Raw genomic sequence first — 16,682 nt, forward strand, 5'->3', positions numbered from 1 at the left:
GGTCGTCACCAATCCGGTCTCGAGCTCGACCAATCCATGTTTTGTCTTTCCACTTCAGAATGTCGCCTGCCTGCGGCATCAGCAGGCTCGATCTTGGCCCCGAGATTCTTGTCGTCCAGGTCGAGCACACCATCGTGGGCCTACTGTGGCAGCATCGCCGCCCTCAGCGCCTTGCAAGGCGTTGGTCGCCGCGGCGGCGGTTTTCGTTTGGTGCATCGACCACCTGGCCGTCGGGCAGCGTCACCTTTGTCCCGAACGGCGGAAGTCGTGGCCGGTGTACCGCTGTCAAATCCGGCTTTTGCTCGTCCTTGCTGCTTGGGGCGGCCGCGAGTTTGGCTACCGACCTGACCACATCTCCGATCGGGCAAGCGGATTCGCGCCACCTCCGAGCGCGGCGCCGGGCAGACCGCCGAGCGTCGACATCGGGTTGAGCAGGCTGCTGGCCACCGGCGCGGCACCTGCCAGCAGATCCTCCAGTCTGCCGTCAGCGGCCGGCCTGCTCATGCCCGCAGTCGCTGTCGCCGGCGGCATCGCCCCTACCGGTGGCGGCACATCCTGCAACGGACTGTTCGACAGCGGCGTCACCGCCGCCGGTGTTGCGGAGCCGCCCGGACTCGGGACCGCAGGCATCTTCTGAACTGTGTTCGACGCTTTCGAGACCGCAGCGCGCGCCTGGCCGATAACGTCTACCTCCGCCTGCAACAGCGAATCGAAGCGACCTTCTGGAAGGGCGCTCACCTTGCTGTTGAAGTCGGCGATCGCAGTCGTTGATTGCTTTGCGTCCCTGCTCCGTAGTGACCTTCGACTCTCCAATGGCGGCATCGAAAGCCTTGGCAGTGGAGTTGAATTCGCGCTCAAGCTGTTTGAACTTGGTCTTGAGCTTGTCGTATCCCTCGATACCGCTGTCTTTGCCTGTCTCGGTGTTGAACGGGAATGCCGGTGAGCTACGCGCCGCCGGAGATCGCATCGCCGAACAGTTTGAACAGGTTCACCAGCACGTCGGTCATCCTGTTTCCGACGTCCGGGTCTTGAGCCGTGGCCCAACCGGGTACGTCGGCTTCGTCATCGCCGATGGCACCGATAGTGCGGCGCATCGCCTGCGGGCACGGCCTGGCGCTCCGGTACTGAATCGACCTGCGGGCCGATCTGCTGGCCTTGCTTGTCGACGGGGACGAACTTGCCGTCCACTGGCAGGTAATCAGCCGGCGTGATCGGCGGGCCTTCGGGCTCCCCCGAACTGGAATTCGAGGGTCGAAGTGCGGTCAAGGTTCTCGATCCACGAACGCCCCCGACGCCGCGTCGCGATCGACGATGGTTCCGTCGCAGGAAGCACGCGTGCCATCACCGAACACCAGATAGCGCTGGGCGGCTTTGCTTCCGGTGTTAGAAGTGAATGTTCGGGTCACCGTAGGCCTTCTGTGCCCTTCTCCAGCACTCGACCCGAGATACGGATCCGGACCGAGCGATGGCCCACGATTGCCCGGGGGGTCTCCAGGCCCGGATCAACACCTCAAACCACCGCAACAGCGGCGTTGCGTCCCAATACGTAGCTCATCGAACTGCTCGGCACGGAGTCGCCCGCGCAACCCTCCCGGCCTATCGTCTCTACAGGTTCAGTACCGGCGCGTGAGGGCGTCCGTCGCCTGCCGCCCAGGAAAAGTGGGGCTTGTCGTGACCGTCGGCCGGCTGCACGCCACTGTCGGGCGCGGAGATGGCACCTTGAGTGTCGGGTAGCTCGTCACGCCCGAACTCATTGGGATAGTGCCCATGGCACCCACCGTAAACCTGGAATCACCGTTGCTTGACGGTCGCGACCTGCACAATTCGCAACATCATGTGCGGGTCCCTCTCACTCCACGGCCGTGACAGCGGCTTTCGGGACGGCCGAGATCTCTGCCTGGCCCCGAAATCGATCGCGATGCACACAGTTAGGTTGAGGGGCTCGGCTCTTTCGGCCACGGGTTGTCGCACGTACCACGCCTTCAGCATCTCGCCACGCGGCGGTAGGTATCCCCTTGGCGCTCTGGGGTGTCTCCTAAAGCGCGGTGCGCTAGTTCTGGTGCGTATTGCCGCGCCAGTGTCGGAACGGCGGATGCCGCTGTTCGTACCGTAGCGGTTGTCCCGGACCAGTTTCCCGCTAGGGTCGGGCAGCGACGCGGTCACTCTGTATGTTGACCTCTTCATCTCAGGCTCCGGGTTCAATTGGTTCTGATCATCGGCAGGCGTGCCCATCAGTTCGACCACTTGCTCCGCTGTGCTGACCAAGAGTCGCCGTCGCAGAAGCGCGTGACACCCTTGCGACGCTGCCAGGTGACCGGACCGGGCCTGCCCCGAGCTGTCGACCCCAGTGTCTAGCCCAACGCGCGGTGTTCGTCGCACCACCGCGTAGACCGGACTCAACCACCACCGTTGCCGCCGACGATGCGGCGATGAGTCGGTTGCGGGCCACGAACCGCATACGTCCTGGGGCGATCCCGGCGGAGTTCGCTAACCAGCAGGCCCGTGTCGCCGATCCGGCGGAACGATGCGCTGTGCCCCGCCGGATAGGGGGTGTCGATGCCCGCGGCCATCACGGGCGACATCGCGCCTACGGGCCAAAGCGCAGCCGGTGCGCAGATCCGTCGACGCCGTATCCGCCACCGAAACAACGGCAACGCCGCGGGCGGCTAGCCGGCGGCCAGGTCCGCCGCGACGTGTTCGCCATATGCGGTTGCGGCTCGCTGCCGACAACCGCTGCGCGCGGTCAGCGAGGTCTGCAAGGTTCTCCGGCCTGCCACCACGACCGGCGGGGGGTGTCCGTTGTCAGCTCGGAGCCAATCGGCGCGTTGAACGCCTCGAACGCCCGCGATGGCCATCCTATCGCCGGAGTGATCAGGCGACCGCCCATTCCGATACCAGCACATCCAGATCGTTGCTCACGGTCCAACTCGCCACGCATCCGGATCGGCTGCACCAGCGATGGTTCGATGTCACCAGCCTTGATCTTGCCCTTTCTACTGCCGTCGAAGGGGGCCAACCTCGCTGACCAACGCGTTCAACTGGGCGCAGTGCCCTTCCGCAACTCTTTCGACAAATACGCCCAGGCGCCGTCGCAACTCGATCAGTTCATCGCGCAACCCCTCCCTGACGAAAGCTGCATCGCCGCCCTGCACATCGGCCAACGATGGCGAGGTCCAGCCCTGCAAGGTCGGCCACCGTCCACGCCACCGCGAGCGGCGATCGGCACCCCGAGACGCTGATCGATCCGAGCTCCAGCGCCGTGCGCATCGGTTCCATCGCGGCCGAGCGGATCGCCGGAACTTCGCGCAACAGCGAGCCGGGTACCTGCGCATTGCCGGCAGAAGCCGATGCGGGCCCCGCCGCTCCGTCGGCAATCAGCCGCGCCGCGCCACTCGCTCGCTCGCAGCCCTACCACCGCCTCCTGCGCCCGCTGCCAGCTTTGCAGTCGAAACCGGGGATACCCGCTAGCACCGTCCATCCGGTCCGAGCGGCGCCCCACACCAGCCTGCAGGGTTGTAATGCGCCGCGTGGGTGCCGACGGATGCAGTCCGTCTGGCTGCCCGCGGCACGCCCAGGCCACTGTCTATCCCCAGGATAAGTTGGAAGCGTGCTGGGTAGCACACCACCCCGCGCGCCGTGCGATCCGGACCTCGCGTCTTCCAGGCGGAAAGTCATCGCCTCCATCGCAGACACTCCCATCTCGAGCAGCACGTAGACCTCAAGGAACAGCACCCCGCGGTGCGCAAGGTCATAGCACAGGGACGGGCAAGTCCACTTCCACCCCCGACCACGGGCACCCACACTCGAAGCGGCCGGCGGAGACCAACTGTGGTCGGGTGATTGACCTGGATTGGCCGCTTCCATCATCGCTGCTACCGAATGCAACAACATTTCTAGTGCCTCTTCGTCGTTCAGATCGGGCAGCACCGCCACCAACCTGTGTGCAATCGCTGCCGTGGCGGAGCTGTCCTGCCCGACGAGGAGCATGTGATGGCAGCCTGCCGCGGCCACCTCCACTGCCTGCCCACCTGCCAACCTGCCGCTACCGGTGGGGAAGCCGATCCTGGACCTTGCGATCTTGCTCGCGATTGCGGCCCCTGGATCAAGGGTTCTGCCCGTGTCTAGCCAGGCAATCATCTGGCCAAGCGTGAGAACGCCCAAACCTCCATGCCCTCGACCAAGGCCGCCTTGAGCCAGGTTCTCCGCTGGGACCACGATCGCCGACCAACCCGCTTGCTTCGCAGCCAACACTGCGGGCAATACACCACGGACGGGCCGCACTCGGCCATCAAGGGCCAGTTCCCCCAACAGGATGGTCTTCTCAAGTCTGCGAGACCGTGAGTTGTCCTGCGCGGCCAGGTCTCGCCGCCGCTAACGCCAGGTCATCTACGATCCGGGCCTGGGCAGGCCACTGGGTGCAGCTCACCGTCACCGCTGTCATCGGCCAGCTCCCGCCGACAGAGTTGGGGGCGGCGCAGCTCGGACACGATCACACACGACTCGACCGACGAGACATCTACAGTACCGAGGCAATATCCACAGGCAACCCCACAGATAGACCGACTTCGACAGTGACGATATACAGGCCAGTCCCCGCAATGCCACTGAGAACGCCCGACTATCGGCCGCAAATCCAACACCCACAACAGTTCCTCTAGGGACTCCTGTAGGCAACCCGACTGGCATGCCCAACACAAAGAACGCTACCCGACCCCACCGACAAACAACGCCGGCCGCGGCAGCGGCGGCGGCGGCGGCGGCGGCGACGACAAACGGACTCTGGTTAGCCCAGCCCCCTCCGAGCAAGGGAGGGGGTGGGAATTCAGTGGCCGGCCTCTCGGATGCGCGGCCACTGAATCCACTGAATTAGTGCCGCTCAGGCACGCTCAACGTCCAGCAGTTCGTGGTCCTGGATAGCATCGGCGAGATCTCCTCCCCGCAACGCATAAATCGCCTCTTGCACCATCTCGTCGGTTACACTTTCACCCGCGGCGTCGGAGTTGTACGACGACACCGGAATACGCACTCGCACCGTTAATTCATTCCCGCGATGTAGTCATTCGAGCACCAGCAAGGCACCGAGAAAGCATGAACTCGTCAAATCGTTACAAAGCTGGTATCCATCGGCATACTCGTGGGCTGCATCCACCAATATTCTTCAAGGCGTTGATCCTTCGCAACCAACGCCGCACGGGCCGCGTTCCGCTCGGCACGCAGATCCTGGGTGCTCCAGAAAGCTGCAGCGATCGCCGACGCCCATCCCGGCATCGCCTCGTCGGTCGGGATCGGGCCAGCCAAGCCCGTACCTTGAAATCGGCCCGGCAACCACCACCTCGTGCGCATCAGGCATCACGACCGCACACCGCCGCTCCGCACCCTGCGCAAGAGCCACGCTCAACCACCAGCCAACCCGCCAACCCGCCACGCTCCCACAGGTCCATACGCTCCACACCATCGACCCTGGTTCCACACCAGACCCAAGCAACTCGGCCACCGACCACACAATATCCGTATCCACCGAACCCTCAACGACAGCAGTCACGAAACTCCCCTTCCGGGAACACGAAGGCCGACCCGATTGACCAGCCTCACTACGTCAGTCTTACAATGGACACCGACACTCGAAGGCGTTATACCACTACGCCACAACATAAATCGAGCCTCAGCATCTACTAACACCCCTCCCCAGCCCTGCGAGGGAAACGGGCTAGAGCGGATCCCCACCGAGTCGCCTACCCCCGATGCCCTTCCGGCATCAAGCGATCTGGATGGTCTTGCGACCGCCCCGACGTGCCTTCACACACGTGTTCCACCACTCGCCCGCAGCGCCTACGAGAGCACGCAACTGGCTGACCTCCGCTCGTGATGCGTCCGCTGGCTCAACAGCTGGGACTTCATCTGCATTTCGAGCAGCTGGTAGCGAGACACGATGTCCCCTTGTCCAAGCACATCAGGAAATAGGCGTTTGGCCTGCCTGTCGCCTCGGTGACGTGTAGCGCTAGAACGCGCTCGTCGTCAGCAGTGAAGGCAGTCGTCCGACCTGGTCAGTCTGCATAGTGTCGGTCCGCCAGGTGGGCTGACGCGGAAACTCCGTCGTCATGCCTACTACTGTCCTATCGGGGTGGTCATTCTTCGTCTCGCGACCGAAAGGGACTGCGTTTGGAAAGGCGCGCGGGTCATGGGCCGCGCTGTACTTGCAGACGGCATGGTCTACCCCCACAAGTCAAACCCCAGCGGGTCGAAGCAATGGTCCGAACCGGCCATGCAAGGAGGCCTGCTCGATGACATGGCGGTGACCAGCACCGTCGGTCCATACCACCGGCGGAAGCTCCGACAGGACGCTGTCGACGACGTGCCTTGTACATCGGCGGCCAGTTGCCGCAACCTCGGATCTGTAGAACTGCCCAGTAGCCAGGCCGTGTTTTCCTCCCACTGCCGGTGATGACGACCGGTTCCAAGCTCCTCCTTCGCCGCCCGCTTCGTCGGCCACCGTCGGGCGGAGTGGTCGACCCCGCTTTGATGAACGATCTGCCAAGATCGCTCCGCGGCCTTGGCAACTGACCACGTGTCCGGGTGACTGCCGAAGTGAAGGCGGGCGCTCTTCGCGAACTCCTTTAACATCCTGCCCTGATTCTCGCGTCTTACGCTCAGTGGTTTGACATCTGCTTCTCTTCGGTCGAGATCCTGGGCTCCATCACGGACCGGACATGGCCGGCTTCGGCAGGGCCGCGCCGCAACCAGCTGGCGCTGCGGGCTGTAGCGCTCGCTTCAAGTGCGCCTTGTGTCGCCGCTTCCTCGGCCGGGGCGGCTGGCCGCCCACGCCCAGCCATTCCTCCAATACCTCCACGAGTGCTTCCGCGCAGTCGTCGATCGTCTCGCGCACATCGAAGTTCGTCTCGTCGTGATCGCGCAGGGCAGCTCGCTGTAGTCGCTGAATTCGCAGTTGTCCGGGCAGGTCTGCATCGCGCACTCACTGCATGACATGGATGTCAGCGAACGCATCGCGTAGCGACGTGACCGCGTTGATTACCACGGGCCGGCGGTGGGCGCGGTCACGATCCGCACCACTCATTGCTTCGGCCAACCAGCTCCGGCATCTTGGGTGCCTCGACAATCGTGCCGCGTGCGCGACTAACCCAGATCGCTGTCGATACCGTGACCGTCACCGGTGAATTCCTGCAGCTGATCCACAGTCCCTCATCTCGTCGACGGATCCACCTTGACCGATTCGACCCTCTTGGACTGGTGGCCGTCGCTGTAGTGGTTCTCCACCTTTATGACAGGGCCAGTCCAATAACCGTGTTCAACAACACTCTCCCCTTCCGGGATCTCAGGCAAGCCCAAATGGCCTGCCCTACAACACAAGACCATTCTGCGGACTACCGACACGTCTCATTACAAGTCCACACCCCTGCAGAGAAAAAAAAAAAAAAAAAAAAAAAAAAAAAAAAAAAAAAAAAAAAAAAAAAAAAAAAAAAAAAAAAAAAAAAAAAAAAAAAAAAAAAAAAAAAAAAAAAAAAAAAAAAAAAAAAAAAAAAAAAAAAAAAAAAAAAAAAAAAAAAAAAAAAAAAAAAAAAAAAAAAAAAATGGCAAGAAGCATTTGACGAAGCCCAGCCTCCTGGTCCATCACATACCTCCATTTCATCACTCCACCAGCTACAGACATTCCTCATCATTGCCAAGTTCATCAACTTGATTTGGACAAGGCCATCCTGCGGCCTGACATCATCACGAACACTTCCTCCACTGGGCCTGGGCTTTGTTCGTCCCATGGTCACCTCAGCACCACCGCAGTTGGCGCAAGGCTGGATCCTCCAGGGCGATGCGTCCAGTTCGTTGCCTGCCGACCATCTCGTCGCTGGGCTAGTTAAAAAGACCTCGACTGCCGATGGTCAGTCTGGCGGTACTACATTTCGCCTTGAACCTGCAAAGCGCGTGGGGTTGTCGCTTCCATTCCTTCAGTGGCCAGGCTTCGCCGCAACCTGCTGATTCCCCTTATCTCATGAGTACCTGGGCTCCACAGCGATTCCGCCGCTCCGCTCTGACCTTCCTCACAGTGGCGGCGGAATCTGGATCACACAGCGCTCGCGCGGATCGACTCCTTCGACAGCTCGTGCATCCACTCGATATCTTCGGAGACGAACCGTCCACGGAGAAGCCCGCGTTCACGGTTACGCACCAAACACTCATGTGCGGGGTGTCGATCGTCGATCTCTTCGAACCGCACGCAAGCCGTGCGGCCAGGTCGGTCCACTGCGCCAGATCGACGTCTTCGACATTGGTGTCGTCGATCACCACTGACTTGCGTTCGAGCAGTGCCTGGGCGACAAGGGCTCACCTCAATCTCGGTCACGGTGTCCTCCTGTAGCTGGGTCAGCCCACGGAAGCACCCGAACACGTCGTGGCGAATCTGGTCGCGTCCGACAATCAGCCGCTGGCCCGGGACGGCATCGCGCCATGCCCTTGGCCCACGTTCGACTTTCCCGACGCTGGCAGCCCCCGCAGAATCACCATCACGGGCACCCTCCTCGGAATCGCGACGGACGCAGTCACTTGGGGTGTCGAGCAGCTAGCGCCGGCAATTCTCCAATTGTCCCGACACGATTACCCCCAGGGGCTTGCGGAAGCCACCCGAATGGTGCGCTCCAACCAGCACGAACATTACAGCCGCATACCGACAACTTCCCCACCGCTCGCCGCTCGCTCACGACGCCGTATCCGGTGGTCTCCCAATAGCCGCTTCCGCAGCATTCAGAATCGCGTCCACATGTCGATCTTCTGTGCGGCCCCATCGTGCCGAGCCGGTGCCGCCGTCCTCCTCGGTGTACTCAATCCACACCCGTCCTACTGACGCACCGTCCTGGCTTCCCTCAGGCCTGCCGAACGTCGGCCATTCACCTGCGGGCCCAGCGGTGGTTCCTCATGAACGGGGCACGGCCTGCTGGCCAAGCTGGGATCGCCGAAGTTGCGGGGCGGCTCCTTCCAGCCAGTGACGGATGAGCGACAACCCCTGCTCGCCTCTGCCACCTGCCGCAGCTATCTCGCGCTCCAGTTCCACACCCTGAGGCCGCGGATCGCCGCTCATGGTGGTCGCGGGTGGTGGACCCTGTATCAGCCTCATCGAATCAACCGTTGCGATGCCTTCACGAGAACGTCGCCTGCCGCCTCATCGCCACCTCGGGTCCACCACAAACCCGCCCTCGGCAGTGGTTCCCAGTGTCCATCCGCGCCGTGCCGCCAGGTCCACCAGGATTTCGAACCAAGCCAGATACCACCGCGCCGTTCCTCCCCACAGAGTTCAACTCGCCCTCATCCGTGAAATGCTCATGTCCATTTCCACTGTGCTATGCCAGAACCGAGTATCCGGCTTCGCTCAGGGCATCTTGTACCGGCTTGCCGCGTCCACCGCACGGCAGAACCTTTCATTCTGGGTCGATTTCCATTCCGTTCGCAGACACGCCGAATATCAGCGTCTCCACGCCTCGATCCACAGCATCCGAATCGCCGCGAATGGACACGGCATCGTTCAGGGTCGAAGCAACCACCATCGAGAACCCCTGCAATAGCGGGACAGCGAAAAGACGCGCGTCGCCGTACCAGGTGACGGGCCAGGCCATCCGCATGACAGCCGACCCTGTGGCCATCCCGACGAATCGTGCTACTCCGTTGGCCATTCCGTGAGCCACCTCGCTCATCCGCCGAAAGTCGGGGCGGCTCCCTAGCGGGAGCGCTGGGACAAGCAGGCTGGCCTATCCGAAAAGGACACTACAAGGCCCCACCGACAACACCGGTGCCGCCGAAACATCGACGAAGCTCAGACACACTCATCCCTGCCCTCTCTGCAGAAGAAGAACATCGCCATCGCCATGAAGAAGAAGAAGAAGATCGACAGCCTTCAGCTCGGCAACGCCATCGAAGCTCACCGCGTAGGCGCTTCCGGCAACGACCACGACGTCACCGACCGACAGCAACCGGTTTCCTGCTTCCAGGTACCGCGCCGCCCACGGCTCCGCCGCCGATCAGGTATCCACCGATGTTGAGCTGGTCGAACACCGTCTCCAGCAGCTCGACGGGCAGCCCGCCCGATGCGCGGGCACAGGCATCTGAAACTGCACCGCCAGCCGCAACACCGCGCTCTCAGACGCAAAGGCACGTTCATCACCCAACTCGGCCTCATTCAAGTACACCGCAATCTCCATACAGAGCTCCTCTAACCCTTCATTTGCACTGCACCGCTGGGTATTCCGGTGTACGACTCAGTAGTCATCGACGCCGTAGGTCACGGTGTGGGTGCCGCCCGTGCAGACGAGCTGCTCTCGTTCGCACGGGCAGGGTAGGTCAGTACCGACAGCTCGTCCGAACTCGCCTGCATTGATGTTGTGGTGAGCGTTGCGCGGCAGACTCGAGACCGCCAACTCGACCAACTCAGGAAGTCGTTCAGCCGACGCCGTGCCGTGATGTACAGACGCCACACAACGATTGCTGTCACAATCGCCGCGCCACTCGACCTTGAGTCCCTGCTGTAGTCGGCAGCGGTGCCGCCGTAGACCTCCGCAGCCCGCTCAGGCGCCATCATCGGCGGGTGGCGGGCGAGGTGGTAGCCGACAGCCGTGCCCGCGGCTTCCATCTCCCGACGAGACGAGGCAGAGACCAAACACCCGCGTCGGCATCGGACACCCAAACGTAGTGACCGGTTTCAAGGCGGGCCTCGAAAATCATGACTCCCCACCGGAGTTGAACATCTCGAACGCCAGTCCGGTTCAACGTCAACGGCCCGCAAATATTTCGCCGTACCCGTGCTCATAAGCGTCCATCAGCGCCACTCCTTGCGGTCTGTCTGCTTACCCACGAACGGGTGCGCTTGCGCCGCCCATCGGGGATCGGCCGCGCCGCGTTGCTGCGGCGCAGCTCCTGGCGGCGACGGGCATTGCCCCGGATCACCACGGGTCTCGATCTCGTCGCTTGCAGGTGGCTGTCCCTTCAGGATCCGAGGCTCACCCGACTGGTGTGCCTGAACAACCCGAACGCTACATTGCCCCACCGACAACCGATTCCGCTCCGCGAATCGCGGAAGGACCGCACGATACTCGCGAAGACCCTCGCGATCCTCCTAGAGGGTGTGCACCTCGGCGATTCTGACGCTCACCGAGCACTCGCGATCCAGCCAACCCAATAGATCGTCGTCCGCAATCTCGCGGCCGGTGGAGTTCGTCGCTGAAGTCGTCCCTGAGCCTGCTGAGCGCCGCGGTTTCGCTGGGACACAGCACGACGGCAGGGTAAAAGCGCCGGTCCGCCTGGTGGATGACAACCATTGTCCGCCAGTCTGATACGGGCGCACAGACAGGCGACTGCAACACTGTGTTGGCTTCATCGCGCACCGCCATCCCAGATAGAACCGCGCCGCCTCACACGGCGGAGTGCCTTCGAGAGGCCCGCAGACTTCCCTCCATCCCGACGTCAGGCTGGTCTTCGGATAGCCGGCGCTTTTGTTGTCCACCAGCACGTAATACCCGTCCACCCCGTCTGGGCCGTACTCGTCATCACCGTTGACTGCAATGTTCAGCCGCGGATCCCCATCCAAGACGCCGGCCTCTTGCGCCGAGGTCACCAGACGGGCCAGTTCCGCCCGCGCCGAACTCGGCGGGATTGGGCAGCTCCAGCTCCAGCTCCTCCCCGAGATCTTCGACCCACTTGCTAAACGCCTGGTCGATGATGCGGAAACGGCTCCACACCGGCACTCTCGCGACCACGCGATCCTCAGTGCGGCATCAAGCACATAGCCGGCCATTAGGCCGCACCGCCCGATGGCCCCGAAGGCTCCATTCGGTCCGAATTCTCTATGCGGTACATCAGGGCCTGAGACCGTGAACAAATCCGCGCCCGTGGTTTCCTCCACCGCGAATAACACATCGGCAGCGCGCGGCCAATGTAGCCACGATGGCTTGTCGATTCCGGGCACTATCGACTCGAACGCCACGCCCTTCGACTGGACTCGGACCACCCTGCGCGGCTTACCTGTAGCGTCATACCCACCGCGCAACGGTGGATCCTCGCGATGCACCATTGCGCACAACTCCCAGTTGCAGCGCACGCTTCAGTTCGGCCAATGACTTCATCAACACAACCACCCCTCTGGGCATTCATCTGGGGCTCGCCCCAGATGGCCTGCCCCACAGCGCACAACACTACCTACCTGGACCGACATCACTTCATTCGTGCTCGCACACGCCACCACCACTCGATTCACATCACGCTGAGTAAACCTGACCCCTAGCAGCGGCCATGCCATGAAGAAGATCTGATCGCGGCGCTTCGGCGTCGACGATCGATGCGCGTGCAGTAGCTGCTCGCCGGGCCTGCAGCACCACCTGCAACCCTACGAGTTCGTAGGCTCAACAGATACGCCCTTGCGGGTAGTTTCGGCATGAAACTTGCCGGCGTCCGCACTCGCTCGACGACGCGCTTTCCGATGGTCCCGCCCGACCGGCCCCATCGCTCTTGCCCTCATCCTCGTCGTGGCCTCCGGCATCCCAGCCAGCGGCCACTGCCCGGGCCACCCGTCGACGAAGTCGGCCACCGTGCCACATTCGTCGTCTTCGCCGCGGTCGACAATTTTCTGCATCTCATCGGCGCGCCGATCTGGGGACGCTGTCGAGCTCCATCTCGTGCCACCCGTGGTCATCGTCGCAAGGAAACGACGACCACGCTGAAGCCCCCAGGTGCGACTGACCGATCTGCTGCGGCACGAAATAGCACCCCTCATGCAGCACACCCGCAAAGATGCGATCGGCTGGCGGTGATAGCCCCCGTAACTGGATCCGGGCCGCCACCTTCCAATTGGCCGCATCGCGGTACTGCACCGGGATCACCGTGACCAATTCCGGCGCCCGTACCGGGCCCACACCGTCGTCATCCCAACGGACTCGTGGCTGACCATTGCGCCGTCTCGCACAACGTTGCGCCAGTCGATGCCGTCCTCCCCAAGCCACTGCACAAATGACTCCGTCGGCACATAGGGCGCCAGCGCCGACCAGGCTCATCCTCCTCGCGGGACTTGCCGAGATAGCCAACGATAGCTACTCCGTCCTGACGGGCTTCCGCCTCGAAGCCGGCCGATTCGAGCACGTCCAGGAGGGCATCGACGCCATCCTTCTCCCCCGGTTCGCCACACCACAGGCCCAGTGCCGCCAGTACAGTGGCCGCTCCTCGCCCGCTCCTCGGGTACCGGACTCGGCGGCTTCGATTTCGACTCTGCACCCCATTACCGACCCCCGCACCCGCGGCGCCAACGCGCGAGTCCTGCACGATCCGATACGTCATACCGCGAATGGTGAACAACGACGCACAGGTACCCGCCTCGATGGAGAAGGTCACCTCCGAGGCCTTCGGCCAGTACAACGAGACGGCGCATCAGAGCCCGTCCGCACAGACTCCAAAGCCACGGCGTTGCCTTGCGACTTGACCACGCGCTGGGGTACCCCTGTGGCATCAATCCCACCTGGTAGCGTCGGCCGCTCCCGATATGCCAGTTCGATCACCGCTCCTGGTTGCAAAGCACGCCGCAACCCCGCCAATGTCTTGACCATCTGCTGCTTCCCTTCGGGACCGCGGGGCCACCCTGATGGCACGCCCGACCCCACAAATTCTATCGCGCCCTACCGACACTTACCGTCAGTCGAATATGGTTACCCACCGGGGTAATACGGCATACAAACGACCAGCCCCTGCACCGCCGCAGCGCGCGCGCGCGCGCATGCGCGCGCGCGCGATCTAAACAACGTTGGGTTCCTTGGTGCACGTGTGTTTCTCTTCGCAGAGCCAGCATCGCTGGTTGCGTTTGCGCTCATTGGGCGGTTTCGCTGTCATGGCCGGGTGGTTTCCTGCCGAAGCGGCGCGTGCGACAGCGATCGATGTGGCGTTCAGATCGCCGGCCGCAGCTGATCTGTCCGTGATGTGGCAGAGGATGGGCTGCGCATCGGCCGGCGATCGCTCTGAGAGGCGGGGACGCAGAAACGGTCCCCACGCGGCGGCGCATTCGCTGCATGGCTGGTCTTGTGCGGGTGCAGTGTTGCCACACGCCGGCAGAACGCATGCCCAGCCGGTTTCCGCGTGGGTCACCGTGTTTCCGCGGCGGCGGATCGTTCGGCCACGGCGCGGGCGATCTGTTGAACGGGGTCGTGGTGGTCGACCCAGGCCGGCCGGCTTCGTTGAGCCGATACTGGGTTGGCCGGCCTCCGGTGCCGGGGATGGCGTCGACGAGGTCTCGTCGCTCCAAGGATTCCGTGATGCGCACGGTGCGACTGACGTTGTCCCAGATCCATCCGCAGCCGGGGTACCAGATTCCGCTATCGCGCTTCTGGGCGAGTCGACGCAAGACCGCGCTTTGCGTTCTTCCGAGCTTCGTGGTGGTCATTACAGATGGGTCCTTTGCAGTTCAAGAGTTTGAATTTCGTTGTACAGGCGGCTGATCGCGGCGTGACGCTCGTAGATCTGTATGTCGATGCCCATCGGGATCGCCGACATTGATGTCTTCGAGGTCTTGAATGCCCAACGCGGTCACACGTCCGACCCCTGCTCGCTGCGGGCCGGATCTGGAGCAGCTCTCGCAACTGCTGGATGTCAACGGGCTGGTGGGCGGCGACGTCAGCGGCCGTGCACGTGGTCAGGGCCGCGTTGGCTCGGCCCCGCGTGCTCCGGTGCGAGTCCGGGTCAAGTGGGCGTCGTCAACAGCGACGGCGATGTACAGCTCGGTCAGGTTGGTCATGGTTTCCCCTTATGGGACTCGACATGGCCCACCCATCTGGCGGACCTTTGACTTAGTCGAAGTGTAGATCGGGCCACTGACAAAGTGGCCTGCGCGGCGCTCACCGCAGCAGGCCACTCGTCAACGGTCATCGTCCCGTTTCGTCCAGGTCGATCGTCACGGCCTGGCCGATGCCGGCAACGCCGTTGCCGCCCTTTAGGTGTGGTTGAACGGTGAACACCGTGGCGATGCTCGTCGGGTCACGCTGCACGATGAGTGCTCGTTCGGCCGCATCACGCACAGACGTCGCAGACAAATCTTATGACCCAGGTGACGCGATATTCGCTGGTCAGAAGTTCCAGCTCGTAGGTGGCGTAGGTCAGTCCACCGGGCCCTCTTCGCCCCACACCCCGCCAGCGTCCGTTGGCCAACTGTCGGGCTTGCCACACACGCGCATCGTCCTCATCGCGATCCTTGAACCGGCAAGTCACTGTCTCGTTCTTCACGTATTTCTCCCAGCTTGAGTCAAGGCCCGCCCTAATACGTTGCCGCCAACGGCGTTCGATCTCGGCCATCGGACACATCTCAGGTTCTACAGCGCCGCCACCCACACCCATTCCAGCCACGGGAAGGGGAGGACCGCCGCCCGGCGCGTCCTCCCCTTTCGTCACGCTGTCTGGCAACCGCTCCGCTCGCCGCATTAGCTGCTGCTTACCTGAAACTCAGCTCAGCCGGGTTCTACGCAGCGGCAGCGGCCTTGTCGGTGGCGCGCAGTTCCTCTGCGATCGCTTGGTTGACCCGTTCCAGTTCTACGCGCGCCGCCACCAACTTCAACGGGCTCGGTGATGGTGTTTGCCGCCGATGCGGTCGCCCGCGCGTCGGTCGCCTGCCGCCGATCCTGTTCGGCTTGCCCACGGGTGCTGGCGATCTCATCGCCGATACGGTTGATCCAATCGGCTACCGTGCGCTCGGCCCACGCTTCGCACGGCCGCAGCGCCGCTCCGCCGAACCTTCGGCGGCAGCTTTCGCAGACCACACATTCTGGTAGTCGAAACTGAGATCCAGCCGATAACCCGGGTCCGTCTCAGCGGACCGGATCGCCACGCGGCGATCTGGCATCGGCTGTAGTGCAGGCTGACAGCACCCGCCCCGTACCGCACACCGCATTAGCCGAATCCTCCAATTGATCCCCGCCATGGTGGGGAGATGCTGGCCAGCGACGCGGCGCAGCACGCTGGCGACTCGGATGCATCCGCCCGGTCGTCGGCGCGGCCTGGTCCGACGAGTGCGCGCACGTTCTGTTGCACTGATACATGCGCCAGCCGTAGCTTGCGGATCTGGGTAGGGCCGTTAACGTGTGCTGGCGCAACAGGAGGTCGTTTCCGGCTGCCGCAGCCTTCAGCTCCCCGAAACTCAGCGTCGCCTCCCCCAATGTCCTCGATCTCCCGGGCCTGCCCGTCACTGCGGTACAGCTGCTCGAAACCGCGCGACTTTCGCTGGGCGTGCCGAACGTGCATCAACGTATTCCGACCACGTAGGAATGAAACTCCCACCTCTTCGTGTTGGTTTCCGTTCCGAATCCCGCGGCCATTGCGCTGCTCCCACGCCGCTGCCGTCCACGTTGGATCGACGTGGTGAAGCGAATGGAGCCGGTTCTGAATGTTGGTGCCAATACCGACCTTTGAAGTACTTCCGATCAACACCGCAACGCGTCCATCGCGGCATGCGGCGAACAATGCTTCACGAGCCTTCGGGGTGCTCGCCTCGTGCACGAACCGAATCATGCTCGACGGGATTCCCTGCTGATCAAGCCCGCTCGGATGCGTCCGTAGGTCTGCGGGTCGTCCTTCTTCGGCGTTCCAAGATCGCAGAGCACCAGCTGGAACCCTCCCGGATTATCTGAACCGTGGTAGATGGTGCTCTTCGTCTCGTGGTAGAT

The 16,682-nt window shown here is 62.8% G+C and carries 15 protein-coding genes; 2 read left to right on the top strand and 13 right to left on the bottom strand.

Translation table 11 applies throughout. The annotated features are described in order from the left end of the window. Positions 1–336: 336 nt before the first annotated feature. Positions 337–630, bottom strand: coding sequence for a hypothetical protein (locus ACNQVK_RS03225; protein ID WP_418028565.1), 294 nt, complete (start codon positions 628–630; stop codon positions 337–339). 10 nt (positions 631–640) lie between these two features. On the opposite strand from ACNQVK_RS03225, the gene ACNQVK_RS03230 reads away from it, so the two are divergent. Then, positions 641–943, top strand: a complete 303-nt coding sequence (locus ACNQVK_RS03230; protein WP_418028566.1) for a hypothetical protein — start codon at positions 641–643, stop codon at positions 941–943. Between the two features lies 1 nt (position 944). Here ACNQVK_RS03230 and ACNQVK_RS03235 read toward each other — a convergent pair whose 3' ends face one another. The 8 genes from ACNQVK_RS03235 to ACNQVK_RS03270 all read right to left on the bottom strand — a co-directional run bounded on the left by ACNQVK_RS03235 (position 945) and on the right by ACNQVK_RS03270 (position 6,970). Next, positions 945–1,094, bottom strand: coding sequence for a hypothetical protein (locus ACNQVK_RS03235; RefSeq protein WP_418028567.1), 150 nt, complete (start codon positions 1,092–1,094; stop codon positions 945–947). Positions 1,095–2,212: 1,118 nt separating this feature from the next. Further along, a complete protein-coding gene (locus ACNQVK_RS03240; RefSeq protein ID WP_418028568.1) occupies positions 2,213–2,458 on the bottom strand; it encodes a DNA-processing protein DprA in 246 nt (81 codons plus the stop codon). Beyond that, on the bottom strand, positions 2,397–2,582 hold the full coding sequence (locus ACNQVK_RS03245; RefSeq protein WP_418028587.1) for a hypothetical protein: 186 nt from the start codon (positions 2,580–2,582) through the stop codon (positions 2,397–2,399). The genes ACNQVK_RS03240 and ACNQVK_RS03245 overlap by 62 nt, the downstream gene beginning before the upstream one ends. A gap of 523 nt (positions 2,583–3,105) precedes the next feature. Continuing rightward, positions 3,106–3,378: a hypothetical protein gene (locus ACNQVK_RS03250; protein ID WP_418028583.1), complete on the bottom strand. Its 273-nt coding sequence runs from the start codon at positions 3,376–3,378 to the stop codon at positions 3,106–3,108. 30 nt (positions 3,379–3,408) lie between these two features. Continuing rightward, complete coding sequence (locus ACNQVK_RS03255; protein WP_418028584.1) at positions 3,409–4,359, bottom strand: ATP-binding protein; 951 nt, start codon at positions 4,357–4,359, stop codon at positions 3,409–3,411. A gap of 517 nt (positions 4,360–4,876) precedes the next feature. After that, positions 4,877–5,026: a hypothetical protein gene (locus ACNQVK_RS03260; protein WP_418028569.1), complete on the bottom strand. Its 150-nt coding sequence runs from the start codon at positions 5,024–5,026 to the stop codon at positions 4,877–4,879. 71 nt (positions 5,027–5,097) lie between these two features. Then, complete coding sequence (locus tag ACNQVK_RS03265; RefSeq protein WP_418028570.1) at positions 5,098–5,298, bottom strand: hypothetical protein; 201 nt, start codon at positions 5,296–5,298, stop codon at positions 5,098–5,100. A 1,396-nt stretch (positions 5,299–6,694) separates the two neighbouring features. Further along, positions 6,695–6,970, bottom strand: coding sequence for a hypothetical protein (locus ACNQVK_RS03270; RefSeq protein ID WP_418028571.1), 276 nt, complete (start codon positions 6,968–6,970; stop codon positions 6,695–6,697). 185 nt (positions 6,971–7,155) lie between these two features. On the opposite strand from ACNQVK_RS03270, the gene ACNQVK_RS03275 reads away from it, so the two are divergent. Further along, a complete protein-coding gene (locus tag ACNQVK_RS03275; RefSeq protein WP_418028572.1) occupies positions 7,156–7,989 on the top strand; it encodes a hypothetical protein in 834 nt (277 codons plus the stop codon). Between the two features lie 1,433 nt (positions 7,990–9,422). On the opposite strand, the gene ACNQVK_RS03280 is transcribed toward ACNQVK_RS03275, so the two are convergent. The 4 genes from ACNQVK_RS03280 to ACNQVK_RS03295 all read right to left on the bottom strand — a co-directional run bounded on the left by ACNQVK_RS03280 (position 9,423) and on the right by ACNQVK_RS03295 (position 15,318). Next, on the bottom strand, positions 9,423–9,695 hold the full coding sequence (locus ACNQVK_RS03280; RefSeq protein WP_418028573.1) for a hypothetical protein: 273 nt from the start codon (positions 9,693–9,695) through the stop codon (positions 9,423–9,425). Between the two features lie 129 nt (positions 9,696–9,824). Further along, the gene (locus ACNQVK_RS03285) at positions 9,825–9,971 is read right to left on the bottom strand and encodes a hypothetical protein (protein ID WP_418028574.1); all 147 of its coding nucleotides are present in this window, start codon (positions 9,969–9,971) and stop codon (positions 9,825–9,827) included. A 4,920-nt stretch (positions 9,972–14,891) separates the two neighbouring features. Further along, entirely contained in the window at positions 14,892–15,014 is a 123-nt protein-coding gene (locus ACNQVK_RS03290; RefSeq protein WP_418028575.1) for a hypothetical protein, read from the bottom strand. 22 nt (positions 15,015–15,036) lie between these two features. Then, on the bottom strand, positions 15,037–15,318 hold the full coding sequence (locus tag ACNQVK_RS03295; RefSeq protein WP_418028576.1) for a hypothetical protein: 282 nt from the start codon (positions 15,316–15,318) through the stop codon (positions 15,037–15,039). Positions 15,319–16,682: the final 1,364 nt, after the last annotated feature.

This window comes from Mycobacterium sp. 134, assembly GCF_048282715.1.
Lineage (GTDB): Bacteria > Actinomycetota > Actinomycetes > Mycobacteriales > Mycobacteriaceae > Mycobacterium > Mycobacterium septicum.